The following is a 15,722-nucleotide window of genomic DNA, read 5'->3' on the forward strand; positions in this document are numbered from 1 at the left end:
TTAGACTCTACTTCTCTTGAACTTGTTGTGGCTGCAATACGGTTGAAACGCGTTCGTTACCGTTACCGTCAGCGACCAACTTTTGAGATGAAATGCGGTATTTAATGGTGGTACCGCGGATCACGCTGTCGTCTTGCGACAACATAGCCTGCTTCTTCATCGTTAGCTGGTCATCTTTTAGTGAATAGTGAAGCTCTTTTGCTTCGCCATATAAGGTTTTGCCGTCGTCGGTTAGCTGTGAAAACGTCGCTAGGTCACCAAACCCTTGGATAACTTCGATAGTCCCGGTTTGTGGCTCGCGGGTTACGACGATTTTATCAGCATTGATGTTGATGCTACCTTGCTTCAACTTCACATCACCCGCAAATGTCACTTTGTTGCTCTTCATATCGAGCTGTTGGGTGTCAGAGTCAATGTATACCGGTTGCTCTGTATCGGTCGACAGAGCCATTGCGGCCGTTGGCAATAGCAAACACAGGCTAAGACTAAGGTGCGAGAGTTTCATATTTACTGTTCACTTTGTTGTAAAGTTCCGCTAGGTGATTGGCAAAATTTCCTTTCATTGCATCACCTTGCGTTTCAAATTGTGGACCAAGTATGATCACTTTGTTGTCGGCCCAAAAATCACGATTCTCGAGCTTGATACTCATTTCTTGGGTCGATAATGTGTCAAACCCTGACTCAGGGAGCAAGTTTCGGGCAACCACATTATCATGAAGCGTTAGCACTTCTTCCTTGTTCAATACTGCGATATCCGAAGAGATCTCCCACTCTTGGACCTCTCCATTGGCAAAAATTCGCACAATGGGTTGCTGGAATACGGTCTCACCTCGTTTCGAGAAATGCTCTAGATGCGCAGAGGTAATGCTATAACTTCGTATCCCCGTATCGCTGTAGGAGATATTGTGTAAGTTGGTACCGCTAAATGCCGGCAACTCTATGTCCGGTTCAATCTGGATGACACTTTTATCATCTTTGCTGTATAGGTAGTAAGCACTACCTGCGATAACAATGGCAAGTAAACTGTAAAGAATACGAGACAAACTCATATACTTAGACCCTTGTGAAGCTCAAGTTCTCCCTTTGATTCTAGGATCAGATCACAGATTTCCCTAACCGCGCCATGTCCACCGCGAATCGTCGTCACGTGGTCTGCTTTTTTTGCTAAAAGTGGATGACCATCCGCCACGCATACACCGAGTCCAACCTGTGCCATTACAGGCCAGTCGATCAAGTCATCGCCGATGTAAGCGGTATGCTGAGGGGCAATGCCAAGTTTGTCGCAAATGTCTTGGTAAGCAACTACTTTGTCATCTTGTCCTTGGTAAATCAATGTGATGCCAAGGGCTTTCATGCGGTTCTCAACAATTTTTGAGCTACGTCCAGTAATGATGGCCACGTGTACACCCGCACTCATCAACGCTTTGACGCCGTAGCCGTCACGAGTATGGAAAGTCTTCAGCTCTTCACCATCGTTACCCATATAAATAAGGCCATCAGAAAACACGCCGTCAACGTCGCAAATTAATAACTCAATAGCCGCGGCTTTTTCTACCGTAACTTTGCTGATTGGGCCATAAAGTGTTTCAACGGACTCAGACATTACACTACTCCTGCTTTGAGCAAATCATGCATGTTTAGGGCTCCGACTACTTTGTTTTGTTCCAGTAGAACTAGGCCACTAATTTTTTTCGACTGCATCAAGTTTAGTCCTTCTGCCGCCAACATGTTTGGCGTTGCCGTGGTTGGCGTGGCAATCATGACTTCGCCTATGGTCGTTTCGTGAATATCCACGCGGCGGTCGAGAATGCGGCGCAGGTCGCCATCGGTGAAGATACCAAGCAAGGTTTGCTTATCATCGACAATGGTTGTCATACCCAGCCCTTTGTTAGAGATCTCGAGTAGGGCATCACGAATTAACGTGTTCGAGCTGACCATTGGAAGCGCATTACCCGTGTGCATGATGTCGCTTAGCTTGAGAAGCAGCTTGCGGCCTAGTGCACCACCTGGATGAGAGAGGGCGAAATCCTCCTCGCTGAAACCGCGAGCTTCAAGCAGCGCCATGGCTAGAGCATCACCCATCACCAGTGTCGCTGTTGAGCTCGATGTTGGAGCAAGCTCTAATGGACAAGCCTCTTTAGGTACCGTGATTTGCAAGTGGTAATCGGAAAGCTTACCCATTGTCGACTCTGGCTTACCGGTCATACTGACGGTCGTAATCCCTAAGCGTTTGAATACAGGGAACAGGCTGATGATTTCATGCGCTTCGCCTGAATTTGAAATCGCAATCACCAGGTCGCGAGCTTCTACCATACCTAGGTCACCATGGGCCGCTTCACCTGGGTGAACAAAAAACGCCGACGTACCTGTGCTTGCAAGAGTTGCCGCGATTTTCTTACCAATATGTCCAGATTTGCCAATCCCCATCACGATCACTTTACCTTGATGGTTCAAAATGGCTTGGCATACCGCTTCAAAATGTTCGTCAAAGTAGCGCTCAATATGCATTAACGCTTGTACTTCGGTATTTAGAACACGTTTGGCACTGCCAATGAAATCAAATTCAGACATGCAATTGCTCCTAAGCTGCCATGTTGGCAAATAGATACACTTGATAACCTAAGAAGAGCACAAATAAAATGCCCCCTTCGATGCGATTAATACTTTTCGACTTGCCAAGAGCCATAACAACAAGGAGCAAAGATAGCCCTAGCATCACCCAGAAATCTCGGCCCATCGCATGCTCGCTTAAAAGCGATGGGTTGAGGACGCCTGGGATACCCATAACGGCAAGGATGTTGAATACGTTGGAGCCGATGATGTTGCCTACAGCCATATCATCTTCCCCTTTGAGTACGCCTGCAAGAGAAGCGGCAAGTTCAGGTAAACTGGTGCCGATTGCGATAATAGTTAGGCCTATCACCAAGTCGCTCATTCCAAAGTACTGTGCGATAACAACGGCACTGTCGACCAAACGGTCCGCAGCGAGTGGCAGTACTATCAAACCAATAACTACCCACATCGCGGCTTTGGCATTGCTTACGCCTTCTGGTACTTCAGATTCCTGATCGTCCAGCAAGGCATCAGCATTCCCGCTTTCTTTTTCAGCTTTACCAATACGAAGCATGGCTAGGATGAAGGCGGCAAATAAAGCGAACAGGATGACACCTTCAAAGAAACCAAGGTGACTATCCCAAAGGATAAGGCCGGCAATCAGTGTGACTGCAATCATCAGCGGGAGTTCACGTCTCAGAACGGCTGATGAGATAGAAAGTGGCTTGATCATCGCGGTAATGCCGAGGATGAGTGCGATGTTAGCGATGTTGGAGCCAAGTACGTTACCAACAGCGGTGTCTGTTTTGCCTTCCAGTGCTGCAGTAGCAGATACCATCATTTCTGGAGCGGAAGAGCCCATCGCAAGAATGGTCATGCCAATCACCAGTGGTGAGATACCTACGTTGCGTGCCAACGCGGCAGCACCAAATACCAGTTTGTCCGCACTCCATACGAGAAAAACCAGTCCAATAATCAGAAACACCACGGCTTCGAGCATGTTTAATTCCACTTCTTTTTTTCTGAGACAATTGGCGGCTAATTTTGACGCTTTGTCATCCAAAATGGAAGCTAATCAATAAATAAAATGCCGATTACACTGTTAATTGCGTACCTTTACTACCGCAACTTAATAATTTGTTGAGTGAAGCTAAGGGGCGCAAAACAGGGAATGACTGACTTGCCTGAAGGATTTTGTTGAATTGTTTATACAACTGAGTGAAGGTTAGGGTTTTAATTGCAGTCAGGTATCATTATCATGGAAGGTTATTAAGCTTGGAATTCAAGATAGGGAAGTCTATGTCAAACAAAGACTTGGTTTCTATTAGCGGGTTATCTTTTTCACGTGGTTCACGAGTTATCTTTGATGATATTGAACTGCATGTACCAAAAGGCAAAGTGACTGCCATAATGGGACCTTCGGGAATTGGTAAAACGACATTACTACGCTTGATTGGCGGGCAGTTGATGCCGGATCAAGGTGACGTGTGGTTTGATGGCGACAATATTCCCACTTTGTCTCGTAAACGTCTTTATCAAGTTCGAAAAAAAATGAGCATGCTGTTCCAGTCGGGTGCGCTATTTACCGACTTGACGGTGTTCGACAATGTGGCATTTCCGCTGCGTGAGCACACCGAATTAGATGAGTCTTTGCTGCGTACGCTGGTGCTGCTGAAGCTCGAAGCCGTTGGCCTAAGAGGTGCGGCAGAGCTGATGCCGAGCGAACTCTCTGGCGGAATGGCAAGACGCGCTGCACTGGCAAGAGCAATCGCCCTTGATCCTGAATTGATTCTTTATGATGAGCCGTTTGTCGGCCAAGACCCTATTACTATGGGGGTGCTGGTGGAGCTGATACGTAAGCTCAATAACGCGCTCAATGTGACGTCTGTTGTTGTCTCTCATGATGTGCCAGAGGTGATGTCGATTGCCGACTGGGTTTACTTGCTGGCGAATGGCAAAATTGTCGCTAAGGGCACGCCAGATGAACTGCGTAACAACCCAGATCCCCGAGTTCAACAATTCCTAAATGGCGAAGCCGATGGACCGGTGCCATTTCGCTTTCCTGCCTCTCCATTAGAACAGGAGCTTTTTTAATATGGCATCGCTTTCCTTGTGGGTTCAAAAAGTCGGCCAGCGCGCGCTTTCTGTGGGTTATGCATGGGGGCGGGCGACGTTTATGTTGCTAGGCGTAGTGCTTTCTCGCCCGCAGCCGAAAAAGCATTTCCCACTGCTGGTCAAACAGCTTTATAACGTTGGGGTGCAGTCACTGGCGATAATTTTGGTCTCAGGACTGTTTATTGGCATGGTGCTGAGCTTACAAGGTTATGTGGTGCTGGTGGACTACGGTGCAGAAGGCAGCCTTGGGCAAATGGTCGCGCTATCACTGCTCAGAGAGCTCGGTCCTGTGGTGACTGCGCTACTTTTTGCGGGTCGTGCAGGCTCTGCATTGACTGCGGAAATCGGCTTAATGAAAGCTACTGAGCAGCTATCTAGCTTAGAAATGATGGCTGTAGACCCTATCAAACGCGTTGTTGCTCCGCGCTTTTGGGCTGGGGTTATCTCTATGCCACTGCTGGCGATGATCTTTATGTCAGTAGGTATTTGGGGTGGACAGCTAGTAGGCGTAGATTGGAAAGGTATCGATCATGGTAGTTTCTGGTCAGCGATGCAGTCTTCGGTGGAGTTAGGTCGTGATATCGGCAACAGTGCGATTAAGTGTGTGATGTTTGCGATTACCGTGACTTGGATTGCTTTATTTAATGGCTATGACGCGACGCCTACCTCAGAAGGGATCAGTCAAGCGACGACGCGAACCGTAGTACATTCCTCGCTTGCGGTACTCGGATTAGATTTTGTTCTTACTGCCTTGATGTTTGGCAACTAAGCTTAAAACAATAATTAAAGGAATTCTTAATGCAACAGACAAGAAAGTTGGAATTGTGGGTAGGCAGTTTTGTGTTGTTAGGCCTGTGCGCAATCTTGTTCATGGTTTTTCAGGTTGCTGACGTCAAGAGTCTAGGCTCTGGTGATACTTATACTCTAGAAGCTAGGTTCGACAATATTGGCAGTCTAAAAGTGCGCTCCCCAGTCAAAGTGGGCGGCGTGGTTATTGGACGAGTGAGCGATATCCATCTCGACAAAGAGTCATTTCTACCGATCGTAAGTTTGGCGATCAGCAGTGACTATCAGTTTCCAGATACTTCTAGTGCACAAGTACTGACCTCGGGGTTGATTGGAGAACAGTATATTGGATTGGTACCGGGCTTTGTTTTTGATGATGAAGGCTACTTAGGGGACGGTGATCGCATTGAGGATACCAAGTCAGCATTGGTGCTAGAGGATATGATTGGACAGGTGCTGTATAGCATCGGTGGTTCGGATGAGAGCGGTAAGGAGTAAGTGATGTTGAAGCGATGGTTTGAAATGTGTTCAGCGCTGATGATGACGATATTGCTTTCAGCGAATGTCATGGCAAATACAATTGATGCGACCAAGCCTTATGACATGATTATCAAGGTTTCGGATCAAGCGTTCTCGCGCCTTAGTGCGGAGCAGGACATTATAAAGGCCGCTCCTGATCACTTGAAAGTGGTCGTAGAAGAGGAGCTGATGCCACATGTGAATTATCGTTATGCGGCACTCAAACTACTTGGTCCGAATTTAAAAGGGGCTAAGCGTGAAGATGTGATGGAATTTATCAATGCATTTCGAGCTTATTTAGTCACGTCTTACGCTCAAGTACTGACGCAGTATACTGGCCAAGAAGTGAAGTTTGGACCTGAACCAAAAATCGACGATAAAACCTCCATCATCGGCGTCAAGGTGACCATCATGGACTCACCTAGACCGAACATCAATCTTGAGTTCAAACTCCGCAAAGATAAGAAAACCAGCGAGTGGAAAGCCTTTGATATGGTTGCCGAAGGCATCAGCCTGCTTTCTAGTAAACAGTCGGAGTGGAACACCAAGATCCGTCAAGAGGGCATCCCCTCGGTGGCTAAAGAACTTGAGCGTTTAGCGAAAGCACCGATTCGTTTTGAAGGCGGCGGTCAGTAATGGTGGCAAAATTAGAACAGCGTACTGACACAAGCTTGGCATTGGTGGGTAAGATAAGCCGCGATACTGTGCCAGCACTTTGGCGTGATGTTCAGCGCATTAATTTCACTCAGCCAGAGATGGATTTGGCGTTAGAACAGGTCGAGCGCTTCGATTCTGCTGGATTGGTGATGTTAATCCACTTATTAGAGCATGCAAAAAATCGAAAGTGTCATATAATGCTCAGCTTCGTGCCCGATGAGCTGAACATACTGTTTCAGCTATACAACGTTGAATCAGTCATAGAGAAACACATTTAGGAGTATCTTGTGGATAGCACAAAAGTACAGGAACTATTACAAAACGCGTTGAACCTAGAAGAGCTTATCGTCAAAGGCGAAGGTAGCCACTATGAAGTCATCGCGGTAGATGCTCAATTTGAAGGCATGAGCCGAGTTAAAAAACAGCAGACGATTTACGCTCCGCTGATGGAATACATTCAGCGTAATGACATCCACGCAGTATCAATTAAAGCCTATACTCCAGAAGAGTGGGCTCGTGATAAAAAGCTGATGTCTCTTTAAGGTTTATTAATGGATAAGTTTCGAGTTATTGGATCGGACGCGCCGCTGAGTGGCGAAGTGTCGATCTCTGGTGCTAAGAATGCAGCACTGCCAATTTTATTCGCTTCTATTCTGGCTGAAGAGCCAGTGGAAGTTGCTAACGTTCCTCATCTTCGTGATATTGATACGACGATGAAGCTACTGAGCCGCTTGGGTGCCAAAGTGCATCGTAACGGTTCTGTTCGCGTTGATGGTAGCGAAATCAATGAGCTATGCGCACCATATGACTTAGTAAAAACCATGCGTGCATCCATTTGGGCTCTCGGCCCTCTTGTTGCTCGTTTTGGTAAAGGCCAAGTATCACTGCCGGGTGGTTGTGCGATTGGTGCTCGTCCTGTGGATCTGCATATTCACGGTCTAGAGCAGCTAGGTGCGACTATCACGCTTGAAGATGGTTACGTGAAAGCAGAAGTCGATGGTCGCCTGAAAGGCGCGCATATCGTAATGGATAAAGTCAGTGTTGGCGCAACCATTACTGTCATGTGTGCTGCAACGCTTGCTGAAGGCACTACCGTGCTTGATAACGCCGCGCGTGAACCAGAGATTGTTGATACCGCAGACTTCTTGAACAAGCTTGGTGCTAAAGTGACGGGCGCGGGTACAGACACCATCACTATCGAAGGTGTTGAGCGTCTTTCTGGTGGCAAGCACACTGTGGTTGCAGACCGCATCGAAACTGGCACCTTCTTGGTGGCAGCAGCGGTATCTGGCGGTAAAGTCGTTTGCCGTAATACCAGTGCACACCTACTTGAAGCTGTTCTGGCTAAGCTTGAAGAAGCAGGTGCTGACGTTGAGACTGGCGATGACTGGATCTCATTGGATATGACGGGTCGCGAGCTCAAAGCGGTATCGATTCGTACGGCTCCTCATCCGGGCTTCCCTACGGACATGCAAGCGCAGTTTACGCTATTGAATATGATGGCGAAAGGCGGCGGCGTGATCACGGAAAACATCTTCGAAAACCGCTTTATGCATGTGCCTGAGCTAATGCGTATGGGCGCAAAAGCGGAAATCGAAGGTAACACCGTTATCTGTGGTGATGTGGAATCACTGAGCGGTGCTCAAGTGATGGCAACCGACCTTCGTGCTTCAGCGAGCTTAGTGATTGCTGGTTGTATTGCGCAAGGTGAGACCATCGTTGACCGTATCTATCACATCGATCGCGGTTATGAGCGCATTGAAGACAAATTGTCAGCGCTGGGTGCCAACATTACCCGTGTCGCGGGCGATGAATAACAACATTTAAGATTCAATTAGCCGAAATCCAAGGGTTTCGGCTTTTTTTTGAAGCCATTGTCGGAGAACAAAATGGTTGCTTTACTTCGCTGCATTGCAGTGGCTATCTTCGCCGTTGTGATGTTTGTATTTGGCTGCGGCTATTGTCTGCTCAGCCCAAGAAATCCAAAACATGTGTTTACCTTTGGCCGCTACTTTGGCGCTATGTCGAAGATTCTCGGTGTGAAGCTTGATCTGCGCCTTCCTGAAGACGCGTACAAACGTGGTCAACATATCTATATTGCTAACCACCAGAACAACTGGGACTTGTTCACTGTCTCTTCAGCGGTGACGCCAAACGTGGTGACGGTAGGTAAAAAGAGCCTACTGTGGATGCCGCTTTTTGGTCAGCTTTACTACCTAACCGGTAACATCTTGATTGACCGTGCTAACCGCAGCAAAGCGAAAGGTACTATTGACCAAGTAGTTGATAGCATGAAGAAGAGTAACCTATCGGTATGGATGTTTCCAGAAGGTACGCGCTCTCGTGGTCGCGGTTTACTGCCGTTCAAAACCGGTGCTTTCCATGCTGCGATTGGTGCAGAAGTGCCAATCATTCCAATCGTTTGCAGCAGCACGGGTCACTTAAAGCTGAACAAGTGGGATAACGGTCATATCATCGTTGAGATGTTGCCACCGGTCTCTATAGAAGGCTACGGTAAAGAAGATGTGCGCAAACTTGCGAATGTTTGTCGAGAGCAAATGGTAGAGAAGCTTGCAGAGCTGGACGCCGAAGTCGCCGAGCTCAACGCGAAGAAATAATCAAAAAAGGGTTGCCAGTGGCAACCCTTTTTCTATTTAAGCGAAGCGATTATTTGCGAACCGCGATCGCTTCAATCTCAATTTTCACATCTTTTGGAAGACGAGCAACTTCAACACAAGAGCGCGCTGGGTAGTTTGCTACGTTGTGCTCATCGAAGAACTTGCCGTATACCTCGTTCACAGTACCAAAGTCGTTAAGGTCTTTAACGAAAACGGTCATTTTAACGATGTCTGAAACAGTAAGGCCAGATGCTTCAACCACAGATTTCACGTTGTCTAGAGACTGACGTGCTTGCTCAGAAATGTCGTCTGATACGTCACCTGTTTGAGGGTTCACAGGGATTTGGCCTGAAGTCAGTACCATGTTGCCTAGATCAACACCTTGAACGTAAGGGCCAATTGCTGCTGGTGCAGACTCTGTATGAAGTACTTTTGTCATCGTTTTATCCATAATTATGGGATTAGTAAGAGCTTAAGACTGCCTCTAGGACAAATAAAAATCAAGCCTACAACAATGAGAAATATTGTAGACTTGAATGACTATTCACTTGAGATTAATTCTAGCGTTCGGTCACGATCTCACGAGAGTAAACCTTTTCGCAGTATTTGCACTTCAAACGGATGTCTTCGTGCTTTTCAAATACCTTGAAGCTGCTGTCTACGGGCTCATTGTGCGTGATGCAGTTGCTGTTTGGACACTCAAAAACACCAGTGATGGTTTCTGGAAGCTCTAACGCCAGCTTTTTGCACACTTCGTAGTTTTCAATCTGGTTTACTGTGGCATGTGGCGCATACAGTGCTAGCTTGTTCGCTTGCTCTTCAGTGATAAACACGTTTTCAATCTTTAGCAGATCTTTGCTGCCCAGTGCTGATGAAGGCAAGTTTAGGCCGATAGTAACGCGCTGTTTTGATTCATCCATCGCGAACAGCTTCAGTACCTTGATGCCAATGTTTGCTGGGATGTGGTCAATAACGGTGCCGTTTTTGATCGCTTCAACTTGCAATTGGGTTTCTTTAGCCATGACAATCTCTCCTTAAAGTGCTTCGTTTAGAACAAGTGCTAGCAGCGCTTCACGAGCGTACACACCGTTTTCTGCTTGTTGGAAGTAATACGCGTAAGGCGTTTTATCAACGTCTACGGTGATTTCATCCACACGTGGCAGTGGGTGCAGGACTTTAAGGTTATCGCGTGCATCTTTTAGTGTCTCTGCTGACAGGATATACGCCGACTTAATGTGTGCGTACTCAGATTCGTCAAAACGCTCTTTCTGTACGCGAGTCATGTAAAGGATATCGAGCTCAGGCACGACGCTGTCGATGTCCGTGTGCAGGCTATACTGAATACCGGCTTCTTCTAGCTCTTCACAGATGTAATCTGGCATTGCTAGCGCTTCTGGTGCGATAAAGAAGAAGCGTACGTTGTCGAATTTAGCCAGTGCTTGGGTCAATGAGTGAACTGTGCGGCCGTATTTTAGGTCGCCCACAAATGCAACGTTGATGTCATCTAGACGACCTTGCGTCTCATAAATAGAGTACAGATCAAGCAGGGTTTGTGTTGGGTGTTGGTTTGCACCGTCTCCCGCGTTGATAACCGGTACGCCGTTAGAGAACTCAGAAGCAAGGCGTGCTGCGCCTTCTTGTGGGTGGCGCATGACGAAGGCATCAACGTATGAAGAGATGACCTGAACAGAGTCTGCCAGCGTCTCGCCTTTTTTCGCCAGCGAAGTGTTACCGCCACTGTCGAAACCAATCACATCACCGCCGATGCGCTGGATAGCCGTTTCGAAAGAAAGTCGGGTACGTGTCGATGGCTCGAAGAAGCAGCTTGCCACGACTTTATTCTTGATTAACTCAGGTTGAGGGTTGGATTTTAGATGCCCCGCGGTTTTCACAATGAGTTCTAGCTCCCCACGTGACAGTTCCGGAATCGAGATAATGTGCTTTTGATAGAGCGTATTCGCCATGTTTATCTTCCCTATAGTTACAACCAGACCAGATACTTTCTCTAAGTGATATAGAGATTAACGACCATAAAAAAGCCCCCCATATTGGGAGGCTTAGAATTCGATAGGAAATAATAACGGTGCGTGATAAGCAAACTGCTTATCGAGAGTGTGTTGTGATGTCAAACTCGCTTGCGCCATTAATCGTTCCCCAGACAAATTGCCGAGAATTATACGCCCAAAATTTGCGAGCGCAAGCGATTACATCAAACATTTGGCGTCAATTATTACCAACTTTATTAGCTGCCTAAAGTGGCTACCATGACCGCTTTAATAGTATGCATACGGTTCTCTGCTTCATCGAAAACGATTGAATATTCAGACTCAAACACATCATTGGTCACTTCAAGGCCATTGAGTCCATATTTATCCGCAATTTCTTTACCTATAGTCGTCTGGTCATCATGGAAAGCGGGCAAACAGTGCATAAATTTCACGTTTTTATTCCCAGTTGCTTCGATCATCGCCATATTAACTTGATAAGGTTTCATTAGAGCGATGCGCTCTTCCCATGCCTCGGCAGATTCGCCCATTGATACCCAAACGTCGGTATATAGGAAGTCACAATCTTTGACGCCAGCTTGGACATCCTCAGTTAGGGTGATGGTCGCGCCTGTTGCTTGTGCAATGGTCTGACACTCATCAACTAAGCTTTGCTCTGGCCAAAATGCTTTAGGGGCGACCAAACGAATATCCATGCCCATTTTGGCTGCGCCCACCATGAGCGAGTTGCCCATGTTATTGCGCGCGTCACCTAAGTAAGCAAATTTGATTTGATGCAGTTGCTTACCTTTGCCGTGCTCAAGCATAGTGAGGAAGTCGGCAAGGATTTGAGTAGGATGGAACTCGTCTGTTAAACCATTCCATACCGGAACGCCAGCATGTGCGCCAAGCTCTTCAACAATCTCTTGGCCAAAGCCGCGATATTCAATGCCATCGTACATACGACCTAACACGCGCGCCGTATCTTTCATTGATTCTTTGTGACCAATTTGCGAGCCAGAAGGGCCGATGTAAGACACTTGTGCGCCTTGATCAAAAGCCGCTACTTCAAAAGCGCATCGGGTACGGGTCGATGCTTTTTCAAAGATAAGCGCAATGTTTTTGCCAACCAGTTTCTTTTGTTCTGTGCCCGCGTATTTTGCCGATTTGAGCTCTTTAGACATGTCGAGCAGAAATTGAATTTCTTTTGGCGTGAAGTCGAGAAGCTTAAGAAAGTTCCTATTCCGTAAGTTGTAAGCCATGGTCCGTACCTCTGTGTTAGTTGTTGATTCTATTTATACATACAAATTCTTATTTTGTGAATAATTATTTTATTTTTGTGCAAAAAAAGCCCCTTATCTGGGGCTTTTGTAAATAGTTATGTTTAAATGCCATCGCGTTCAATTGGGCAACTCATACAGCGAGCACCACCACGACCACGGCCAAGTTCATTGCCCGGAATGGTCAACACTTGAATGCCGGCTTTGTCGTATTTTTCATTGGTGTACACGTTGCGCTCATAGCCGATGACAACGCCGGGTTTAACAGTAAGCACGTTATTGGCATCGTTCCATTGCTCTCGCTCAGCTTCGTAGTTGTCGCCGCCGGTGGTAATGATCTTCAACTGATCAACATCCAGTGCGCTTTCTAGTGCTTTGAGATAGTTTGGCAGTTTTTCAACCTGCATCTGGCCGTTATTCGATGGCGTTAAACGCCAAGTATCAAGCTTGTCATTGATGATTTCTGGATAGACAGAGAAGGTATCGACATCCATGTGGGTCATGACCGTATCTAAGTGCATACATGAGCGATGCTTAGGTAGGTCGATAGCAATGACTTGGCTGGCTTGTCCTGACTTGAACAAGCTGGCTGCCAAATTTTCCACCCCTTGAGGTGTGGTGCGCTCAGAGATGCCAATGAGCACTGCGCCTTTACCAATGACCAGAACATCACCGCCTTCGATATTGGCATTGTCGTAATGCAGATCTTCATCGCCAAAGTATTTAATGAAGTCTTGGCCGGCAAACGTAGTGTGCCAACGGTAGATAGCACGAAGGTGATTGGTTTCGCGCTGACGCGCCGGTTTCATCATCGGGTTTAACGAAACGCCGCCATACACCCAGCATGAGGTATCGCGGGTGAAAAGATGATTAGGCAAAGGCTCAATGACAAAGTCGAGCGGTCTGCTCATCTTTTGCAATATCGATGGTGTTTTGATTGGTAGCTCAGAGTAGGCGAGGCCACCGAGCAACACGGTCGCTAAATGCTCGTTGTCCATTTGCGCTAGATATTGGCGCAGCTCGCTGGCAAAAATTGGCCCGTAGCGAAAGTCGGAAATTTGCGTATCGAGTAGCCAGGTTCTAGCATCGTCTACTGCGAGGGTTTCTACTAGCAAGTCATGAAGCAACAAAACCTCGACGTCTTGGCTGCGCAGTGTGCTTGCAAAAGCATCGTGCTCTTCGCCAGCCGCTTCTACTGCCAGTACGTCATCGAACAAGAGTTCATGACAGTTAGATGGGGTGAGGTGGGTTAAGGCTCTTTCTGGACGGTTTAGCAAAACGCGTCGTAATTGACCGACTTCCGAGCCGACATACAACTTACTCATTACGATTCCTTTCAGCTTGATCTGCCGCTATTTATGACAAGCTTGTTATAAAGATGCAAGTTTAATGACCAGTAAATATCACTGTTCAATGTTTTATTTTCAGTTAAATTGATTGATTGATTGATTCTAGGCAGACAAAGATGGCGTCATTTGGGGTATTCACAAAGGGGGATGAGTGCTTGGATATGCAGGGTTTTCTGCCAATCAAGATTCAATACTCATGTCACTAGCTTGAATAAAAAAACAGTTTCCAGCGGTTCTATTAATAATTAATGAATAAAACCTAAAGCTGGAGAGTATCAGGCTGACTGGCGGATATGCATGCTTTATCTATAACTTTGCGGCGATCTGAGTTGAGCCTATCGTTCATCGTCAACGCACCTAAAAAGAGTGAAGCCTTCGGGTATTAAAATGTTAAATTTATGTATATGTGATCTTGATCATGCTTTGCTCTCAATGCGATTTCAAAAATAGTCAGTAAAGATCTCGTTTTGATCTTTCGATCTCCGGCGACTTCTCGTATTATTCATGCCGTTAACCTATTTATAGCTGGAGCACTTTATGTCTCAACAAGATGAGTATATGTCCGTTGAAGAATTGATCGAATTTCAGAAGGAAGAAACTCGCGATATCATTCAAGCGCTAATTGAAGATGGAAGTGATCCAGAAGCACTTTACGAGATCGAACACCACCTGTTCGCAGAAGACTTTGATCGTCTAGAGAAAGCCGTTGTCGAAGCGTTTAAGATGGGCTTCGAGGTGCTAGAAGCAGAAGAAACTGAAGACGAAGATGGCAATAAACTACTTTGTTGTGATGCGACAATGGAATCGACATTGAACGCTGAGCAAATTGATGCTCAGGTTGAAAAGTTGGTTCAATTGGCAGAGAAATACGACATTATCTACGATGGCTGGGGTACGTACTACGAAGGCGAAGATGCGCTTTACCCTGAAGAAGATGATGAAGACGAATAAGTCTTGATGAAAAGGTCAGCTCCGCTGACCTTTTTTGATCTTGCTATCTTTCCAAATTCGATTTGATTATACTTCGCCTAACATGATCTAGGTCAATATAATCAATGAAGATGAATCTCGCCGGTCTTTGGCAACTCTCCCCCCTTACCGATCTATCCATCCCTCAAGATGATCTGACGTTTCCAGGTGCACTGAGCCAAGTACTACCAGAAACCTTGTCTGAACAAGCGATTCGCGAGCAAGAGTGGCACTTAATGCATGACTTTGAGCTCACGGAGGCTCAGTTGGCGAACCCTGCGGTGGATTTGGTTATTGGCGGCGTTGATTATTACGCAGAGGTGCGTATCAACGGATGTGCGGTCATTGATTGTGACGGCAGTGAGACTACCTATTGCAAAGAGATCCGAGCCCATCTTCAACAAGGCCCAAACCGAGTCGAAATCCTATTTCTTGAGTATGATGAAGATGACCTGCTTGTTGATATGGATAATGCGCCAGCATGTTCACTAGCTCAAGAAAAGTCTCGCACCGATGAGCGCATGGGGGTTTGGCAAACACCTTATTTGCAGTTTATCCCTCACGTACGCCTTGAGCACGTGGCAATGGAGCAGATTTGGCACCATGGTGGCGGCTGTGAATTCAAAGTGGACTTACATTATCAAACGTTTCGTGCTGGCCTCGTCTCTGCCTCGGTCAAGTTCGATGGTATGACCTACTTCTTACCGATAGACGTTCGCGCTAATCAAGCCTCCGCACTGTTTCAGATAGAAGCACCTAAATACGCAGACCCAGAACTCCCGAATAAAGACGAGCTCTACAATCTAGTAGTAGAGCTCGATGGCCAACAGCAAGAGTTCGACGTCGCACTTAGCCAACAACTCTGCGTCACTCATGTAGCGTTATAGTTTG

20 protein-coding genes are annotated in these 15,722 nt (G+C 46.7%); 10 read left to right on the plus strand and 10 right to left on the minus strand.

Going from position 1 to position 15,722, the window contains the following annotated elements; genetic code table 11:
• Positions 1 to 7: 7 nt before the first annotated feature.
• Genes lptA through ACJB0T_RS01580 form a run of 5 tightly spaced genes read right to left on the minus strand, consistent with a single transcriptional unit; the run spans position 8 to position 3,553 of the window.
• Positions 8 to 505, minus strand: coding sequence for a lipopolysaccharide transport periplasmic protein LptA (gene lptA / locus ACJB0T_RS01560; RefSeq protein WP_479291631.1), 498 nt, complete (start codon positions 503 to 505; stop codon positions 8 to 10).
• Complete coding sequence (gene lptC / locus ACJB0T_RS01565) at positions 486 to 1,049, minus strand: LPS export ABC transporter periplasmic protein LptC (protein ID WP_479291629.1); 564 nt, start codon at positions 1,047 to 1,049, stop codon at positions 486 to 488. The genes lptA and lptC overlap by 20 nt, the downstream gene beginning before the upstream one ends.
• Positions 1,046 to 1,603, minus strand: a complete 558-nt coding sequence (gene kdsC, locus ACJB0T_RS01570) for a 3-deoxy-manno-octulosonate-8-phosphatase KdsC (protein ID WP_479291627.1) — start codon at positions 1,601 to 1,603, stop codon at positions 1,046 to 1,048. Before kdsC ends, lptC begins: the two co-directional genes overlap by 4 nt.
• The gene (locus ACJB0T_RS01575; protein ID WP_479291625.1) at positions 1,603 to 2,571 is read right to left on the minus strand and encodes a KpsF/GutQ family sugar-phosphate isomerase; all 969 of its coding nucleotides are present in this window, start codon (positions 2,569 to 2,571) and stop codon (positions 1,603 to 1,605) included. The genes kdsC and ACJB0T_RS01575 overlap by 1 nt, the downstream gene beginning before the upstream one ends.
• A gap of 10 nt (positions 2,572 to 2,581) precedes the next feature.
• Positions 2,582 to 3,553 carry a calcium/sodium antiporter gene (locus tag ACJB0T_RS01580; protein ID WP_479291623.1) on the minus strand — a complete coding sequence of 324 codons (972 nt, stop codon included), beginning with the start codon at positions 3,551 to 3,553 and terminating at the stop codon, positions 2,582 to 2,584.
• Positions 3,554 to 3,852: 299 nt separating this feature from the next.
• On the opposite strand from ACJB0T_RS01580, the gene mlaF reads away from it, so the two are divergent.
• The 8 genes from mlaF (at position 3,853) to ACJB0T_RS01620 (ending at position 9,248) form a co-directional block, all read left to right on the plus strand.
• Entirely contained in the window at positions 3,853 to 4,647 is a 795-nt protein-coding gene (mlaF, locus tag ACJB0T_RS01585; RefSeq protein ID WP_479291621.1) for a phospholipid ABC transporter ATP-binding protein MlaF, read from the plus strand.
• A gap of 1 nt (position 4,648) precedes the next feature.
• Positions 4,649 to 5,437: a lipid asymmetry maintenance ABC transporter permease subunit MlaE gene (gene mlaE / locus ACJB0T_RS01590; RefSeq protein ID WP_479291619.1), complete on the plus strand. Its 789-nt coding sequence runs from the start codon at positions 4,649 to 4,651 to the stop codon at positions 5,435 to 5,437.
• A 29-nt stretch (positions 5,438 to 5,466) separates the two neighbouring features.
• Positions 5,467 to 5,952, plus strand: a complete 486-nt coding sequence (gene mlaD, locus ACJB0T_RS01595; RefSeq protein ID WP_479291617.1) for an outer membrane lipid asymmetry maintenance protein MlaD — start codon at positions 5,467 to 5,469, stop codon at positions 5,950 to 5,952.
• A gap of 24 nt (positions 5,953 to 5,976) precedes the next feature.
• Complete coding sequence (locus ACJB0T_RS01600; RefSeq protein ID WP_479292327.1) at positions 5,977 to 6,609, plus strand: ABC transporter substrate-binding protein; 633 nt, start codon at positions 5,977 to 5,979, stop codon at positions 6,607 to 6,609.
• On the plus strand, positions 6,609 to 6,908 hold the full coding sequence (locus ACJB0T_RS01605) for an STAS domain-containing protein (RefSeq protein ID WP_479291615.1): 300 nt from the start codon (positions 6,609 to 6,611) through the stop codon (positions 6,906 to 6,908). Before ACJB0T_RS01600 ends, ACJB0T_RS01605 begins: the two co-directional genes overlap by 1 nt.
• A gap of 9 nt (positions 6,909 to 6,917) precedes the next feature.
• The gene (ibaG, locus tag ACJB0T_RS01610; protein ID WP_042496156.1) at positions 6,918 to 7,172 is read left to right on the plus strand and encodes a BolA family iron metabolism protein IbaG; all 255 of its coding nucleotides are present in this window, start codon (positions 6,918 to 6,920) and stop codon (positions 7,170 to 7,172) included.
• A gap of 9 nt (positions 7,173 to 7,181) precedes the next feature.
• On the plus strand, positions 7,182 to 8,447 hold the full coding sequence (gene murA, locus ACJB0T_RS01615; RefSeq protein ID WP_479291613.1) for a UDP-N-acetylglucosamine 1-carboxyvinyltransferase: 1,266 nt from the start codon (positions 7,182 to 7,184) through the stop codon (positions 8,445 to 8,447).
• A 72-nt stretch (positions 8,448 to 8,519) separates the two neighbouring features.
• Positions 8,520 to 9,248 (plus strand): 1-acylglycerol-3-phosphate O-acyltransferase, encoded by a 729-nt coding sequence (locus ACJB0T_RS01620; RefSeq protein ID WP_042496160.1) that lies wholly within the window; start codon positions 8,520 to 8,522, stop codon positions 9,246 to 9,248.
• 49 nt (positions 9,249 to 9,297) lie between these two features.
• Here the strand turns inward: ACJB0T_RS01620 and ACJB0T_RS01625 are convergent, their stop codons facing one another.
• The 5 genes from ACJB0T_RS01625 to arcA all read right to left on the minus strand — a co-directional run bounded on the left by ACJB0T_RS01625 (position 9,298) and on the right by arcA (position 13,838).
• A complete protein-coding gene (locus ACJB0T_RS01625) occupies positions 9,298 to 9,687 on the minus strand; it encodes a RidA family protein (RefSeq protein ID WP_479291612.1) in 390 nt (129 codons plus the stop codon).
• A gap of 121 nt (positions 9,688 to 9,808) precedes the next feature.
• The gene (gene pyrI / locus ACJB0T_RS01630; protein WP_112463130.1) at positions 9,809 to 10,270 is read right to left on the minus strand and encodes an aspartate carbamoyltransferase regulatory subunit; all 462 of its coding nucleotides are present in this window, start codon (positions 10,268 to 10,270) and stop codon (positions 9,809 to 9,811) included.
• Positions 10,271 to 10,282: 12 nt separating this feature from the next.
• Positions 10,283 to 11,212, minus strand: a complete 930-nt coding sequence (gene pyrB / locus ACJB0T_RS01635) for an aspartate carbamoyltransferase (protein WP_479291611.1) — start codon at positions 11,210 to 11,212, stop codon at positions 10,283 to 10,285.
• 278 nt (positions 11,213 to 11,490) lie between these two features.
• Positions 11,491 to 12,495 (minus strand): ornithine carbamoyltransferase, encoded by a 1,005-nt coding sequence (gene argF / locus ACJB0T_RS01640; protein WP_479291609.1) that lies wholly within the window; start codon positions 12,493 to 12,495, stop codon positions 11,491 to 11,493.
• Positions 12,496 to 12,617: 122 nt separating this feature from the next.
• Positions 12,618 to 13,838: an arginine deiminase gene (gene arcA, locus ACJB0T_RS01645; protein ID WP_479291607.1), complete on the minus strand. Its 1,221-nt coding sequence runs from the start codon at positions 13,836 to 13,838 to the stop codon at positions 12,618 to 12,620.
• A gap of 561 nt (positions 13,839 to 14,399) precedes the next feature.
• Between arcA and rraB the strand changes: the two genes are divergently transcribed.
• Positions 14,400 to 14,813 (plus strand): ribonuclease E inhibitor RraB, encoded by a 414-nt coding sequence (gene rraB, locus ACJB0T_RS01650; protein ID WP_112463127.1) that lies wholly within the window; start codon positions 14,400 to 14,402, stop codon positions 14,811 to 14,813.
• Between the two features lie 104 nt (positions 14,814 to 14,917).
• Positions 14,918 to 15,718: a glycosyl hydrolase 2 galactose-binding domain-containing protein gene (locus tag ACJB0T_RS01655; protein WP_479291606.1), complete on the plus strand. Its 801-nt coding sequence runs from the start codon at positions 14,918 to 14,920 to the stop codon at positions 15,716 to 15,718.
• Positions 15,719 to 15,722: the final 4 nt, after the last annotated feature.

Source organism: Vibrio sp. CB1-5, assembly GCF_059412285.1.

Coding starts and splice junctions, on each gene's coding strand:
- lptA (WP_479291631.1), bottom strand. CDS start 505: ATGAAACTCTCGCACCTTAGTCTTAGCCTGTGTTTGCTATTGCCAACG.
- lptC (WP_479291629.1), bottom strand. CDS start 1,049: ATGAGTTTGTCTCGTATTCTTTACAGTTTACTTGCCATTGTTATCGCA.
- kdsC (WP_479291627.1), bottom strand. CDS start 1,603: ATGTCTGAGTCCGTTGAAACACTTTATGGCCCAATCAGCAAAGTTACG.
- ACJB0T_RS01575 (WP_479291625.1), bottom strand. CDS start 2,571: ATGTCTGAATTTGATTTCATTGGCAGTGCCAAACGTGTTCTAAATACC.
- ACJB0T_RS01580 (WP_479291623.1), bottom strand. CDS start 3,553: ATGCTCGAAGCCGTGGTGTTTCTGATTATTGGACTGGTTTTTCTCGTA.
- mlaF (WP_479291621.1), top strand. CDS start 3,853: ATGTCAAACAAAGACTTGGTTTCTATTAGCGGGTTATCTTTTTCACGT.
- mlaE (WP_479291619.1), top strand. CDS start 4,649: ATGGCATCGCTTTCCTTGTGGGTTCAAAAAGTCGGCCAGCGCGCGCTT.
- mlaD (WP_479291617.1), top strand. CDS start 5,467: ATGCAACAGACAAGAAAGTTGGAATTGTGGGTAGGCAGTTTTGTGTTG.
- ACJB0T_RS01600 (WP_479292327.1), top strand. CDS start 5,977: ATGTGTTCAGCGCTGATGATGACGATATTGCTTTCAGCGAATGTCATG.
- ACJB0T_RS01605 (WP_479291615.1), top strand. CDS start 6,609: ATGGTGGCAAAATTAGAACAGCGTACTGACACAAGCTTGGCATTGGTG.
- murA (WP_479291613.1), top strand. CDS start 7,182: ATGGATAAGTTTCGAGTTATTGGATCGGACGCGCCGCTGAGTGGCGAA.
- ACJB0T_RS01620 (WP_042496160.1), top strand. CDS start 8,520: ATGGTTGCTTTACTTCGCTGCATTGCAGTGGCTATCTTCGCCGTTGTG.
- ACJB0T_RS01625 (WP_479291612.1), bottom strand. CDS start 9,687: ATGACAAAAGTACTTCATACAGAGTCTGCACCAGCAGCAATTGGCCCT.
- pyrI (WP_112463130.1), bottom strand. CDS start 10,270: ATGGCTAAAGAAACCCAATTGCAAGTTGAAGCGATCAAAAACGGCACC.
- pyrB (WP_479291611.1), bottom strand. CDS start 11,212: ATGGCGAATACGCTCTATCAAAAGCACATTATCTCGATTCCGGAACTG.
- argF (WP_479291609.1), bottom strand. CDS start 12,495: ATGGCTTACAACTTACGGAATAGGAACTTTCTTAAGCTTCTCGACTTC.
- arcA (WP_479291607.1), bottom strand. CDS start 13,838: ATGAGTAAGTTGTATGTCGGCTCGGAAGTCGGTCAATTACGACGCGTT.
- rraB (WP_112463127.1), top strand. CDS start 14,400: ATGTCTCAACAAGATGAGTATATGTCCGTTGAAGAATTGATCGAATTT.
- ACJB0T_RS01655 (WP_479291606.1), top strand. CDS start 14,918: ATGAAGATGAATCTCGCCGGTCTTTGGCAACTCTCCCCCCTTACCGAT.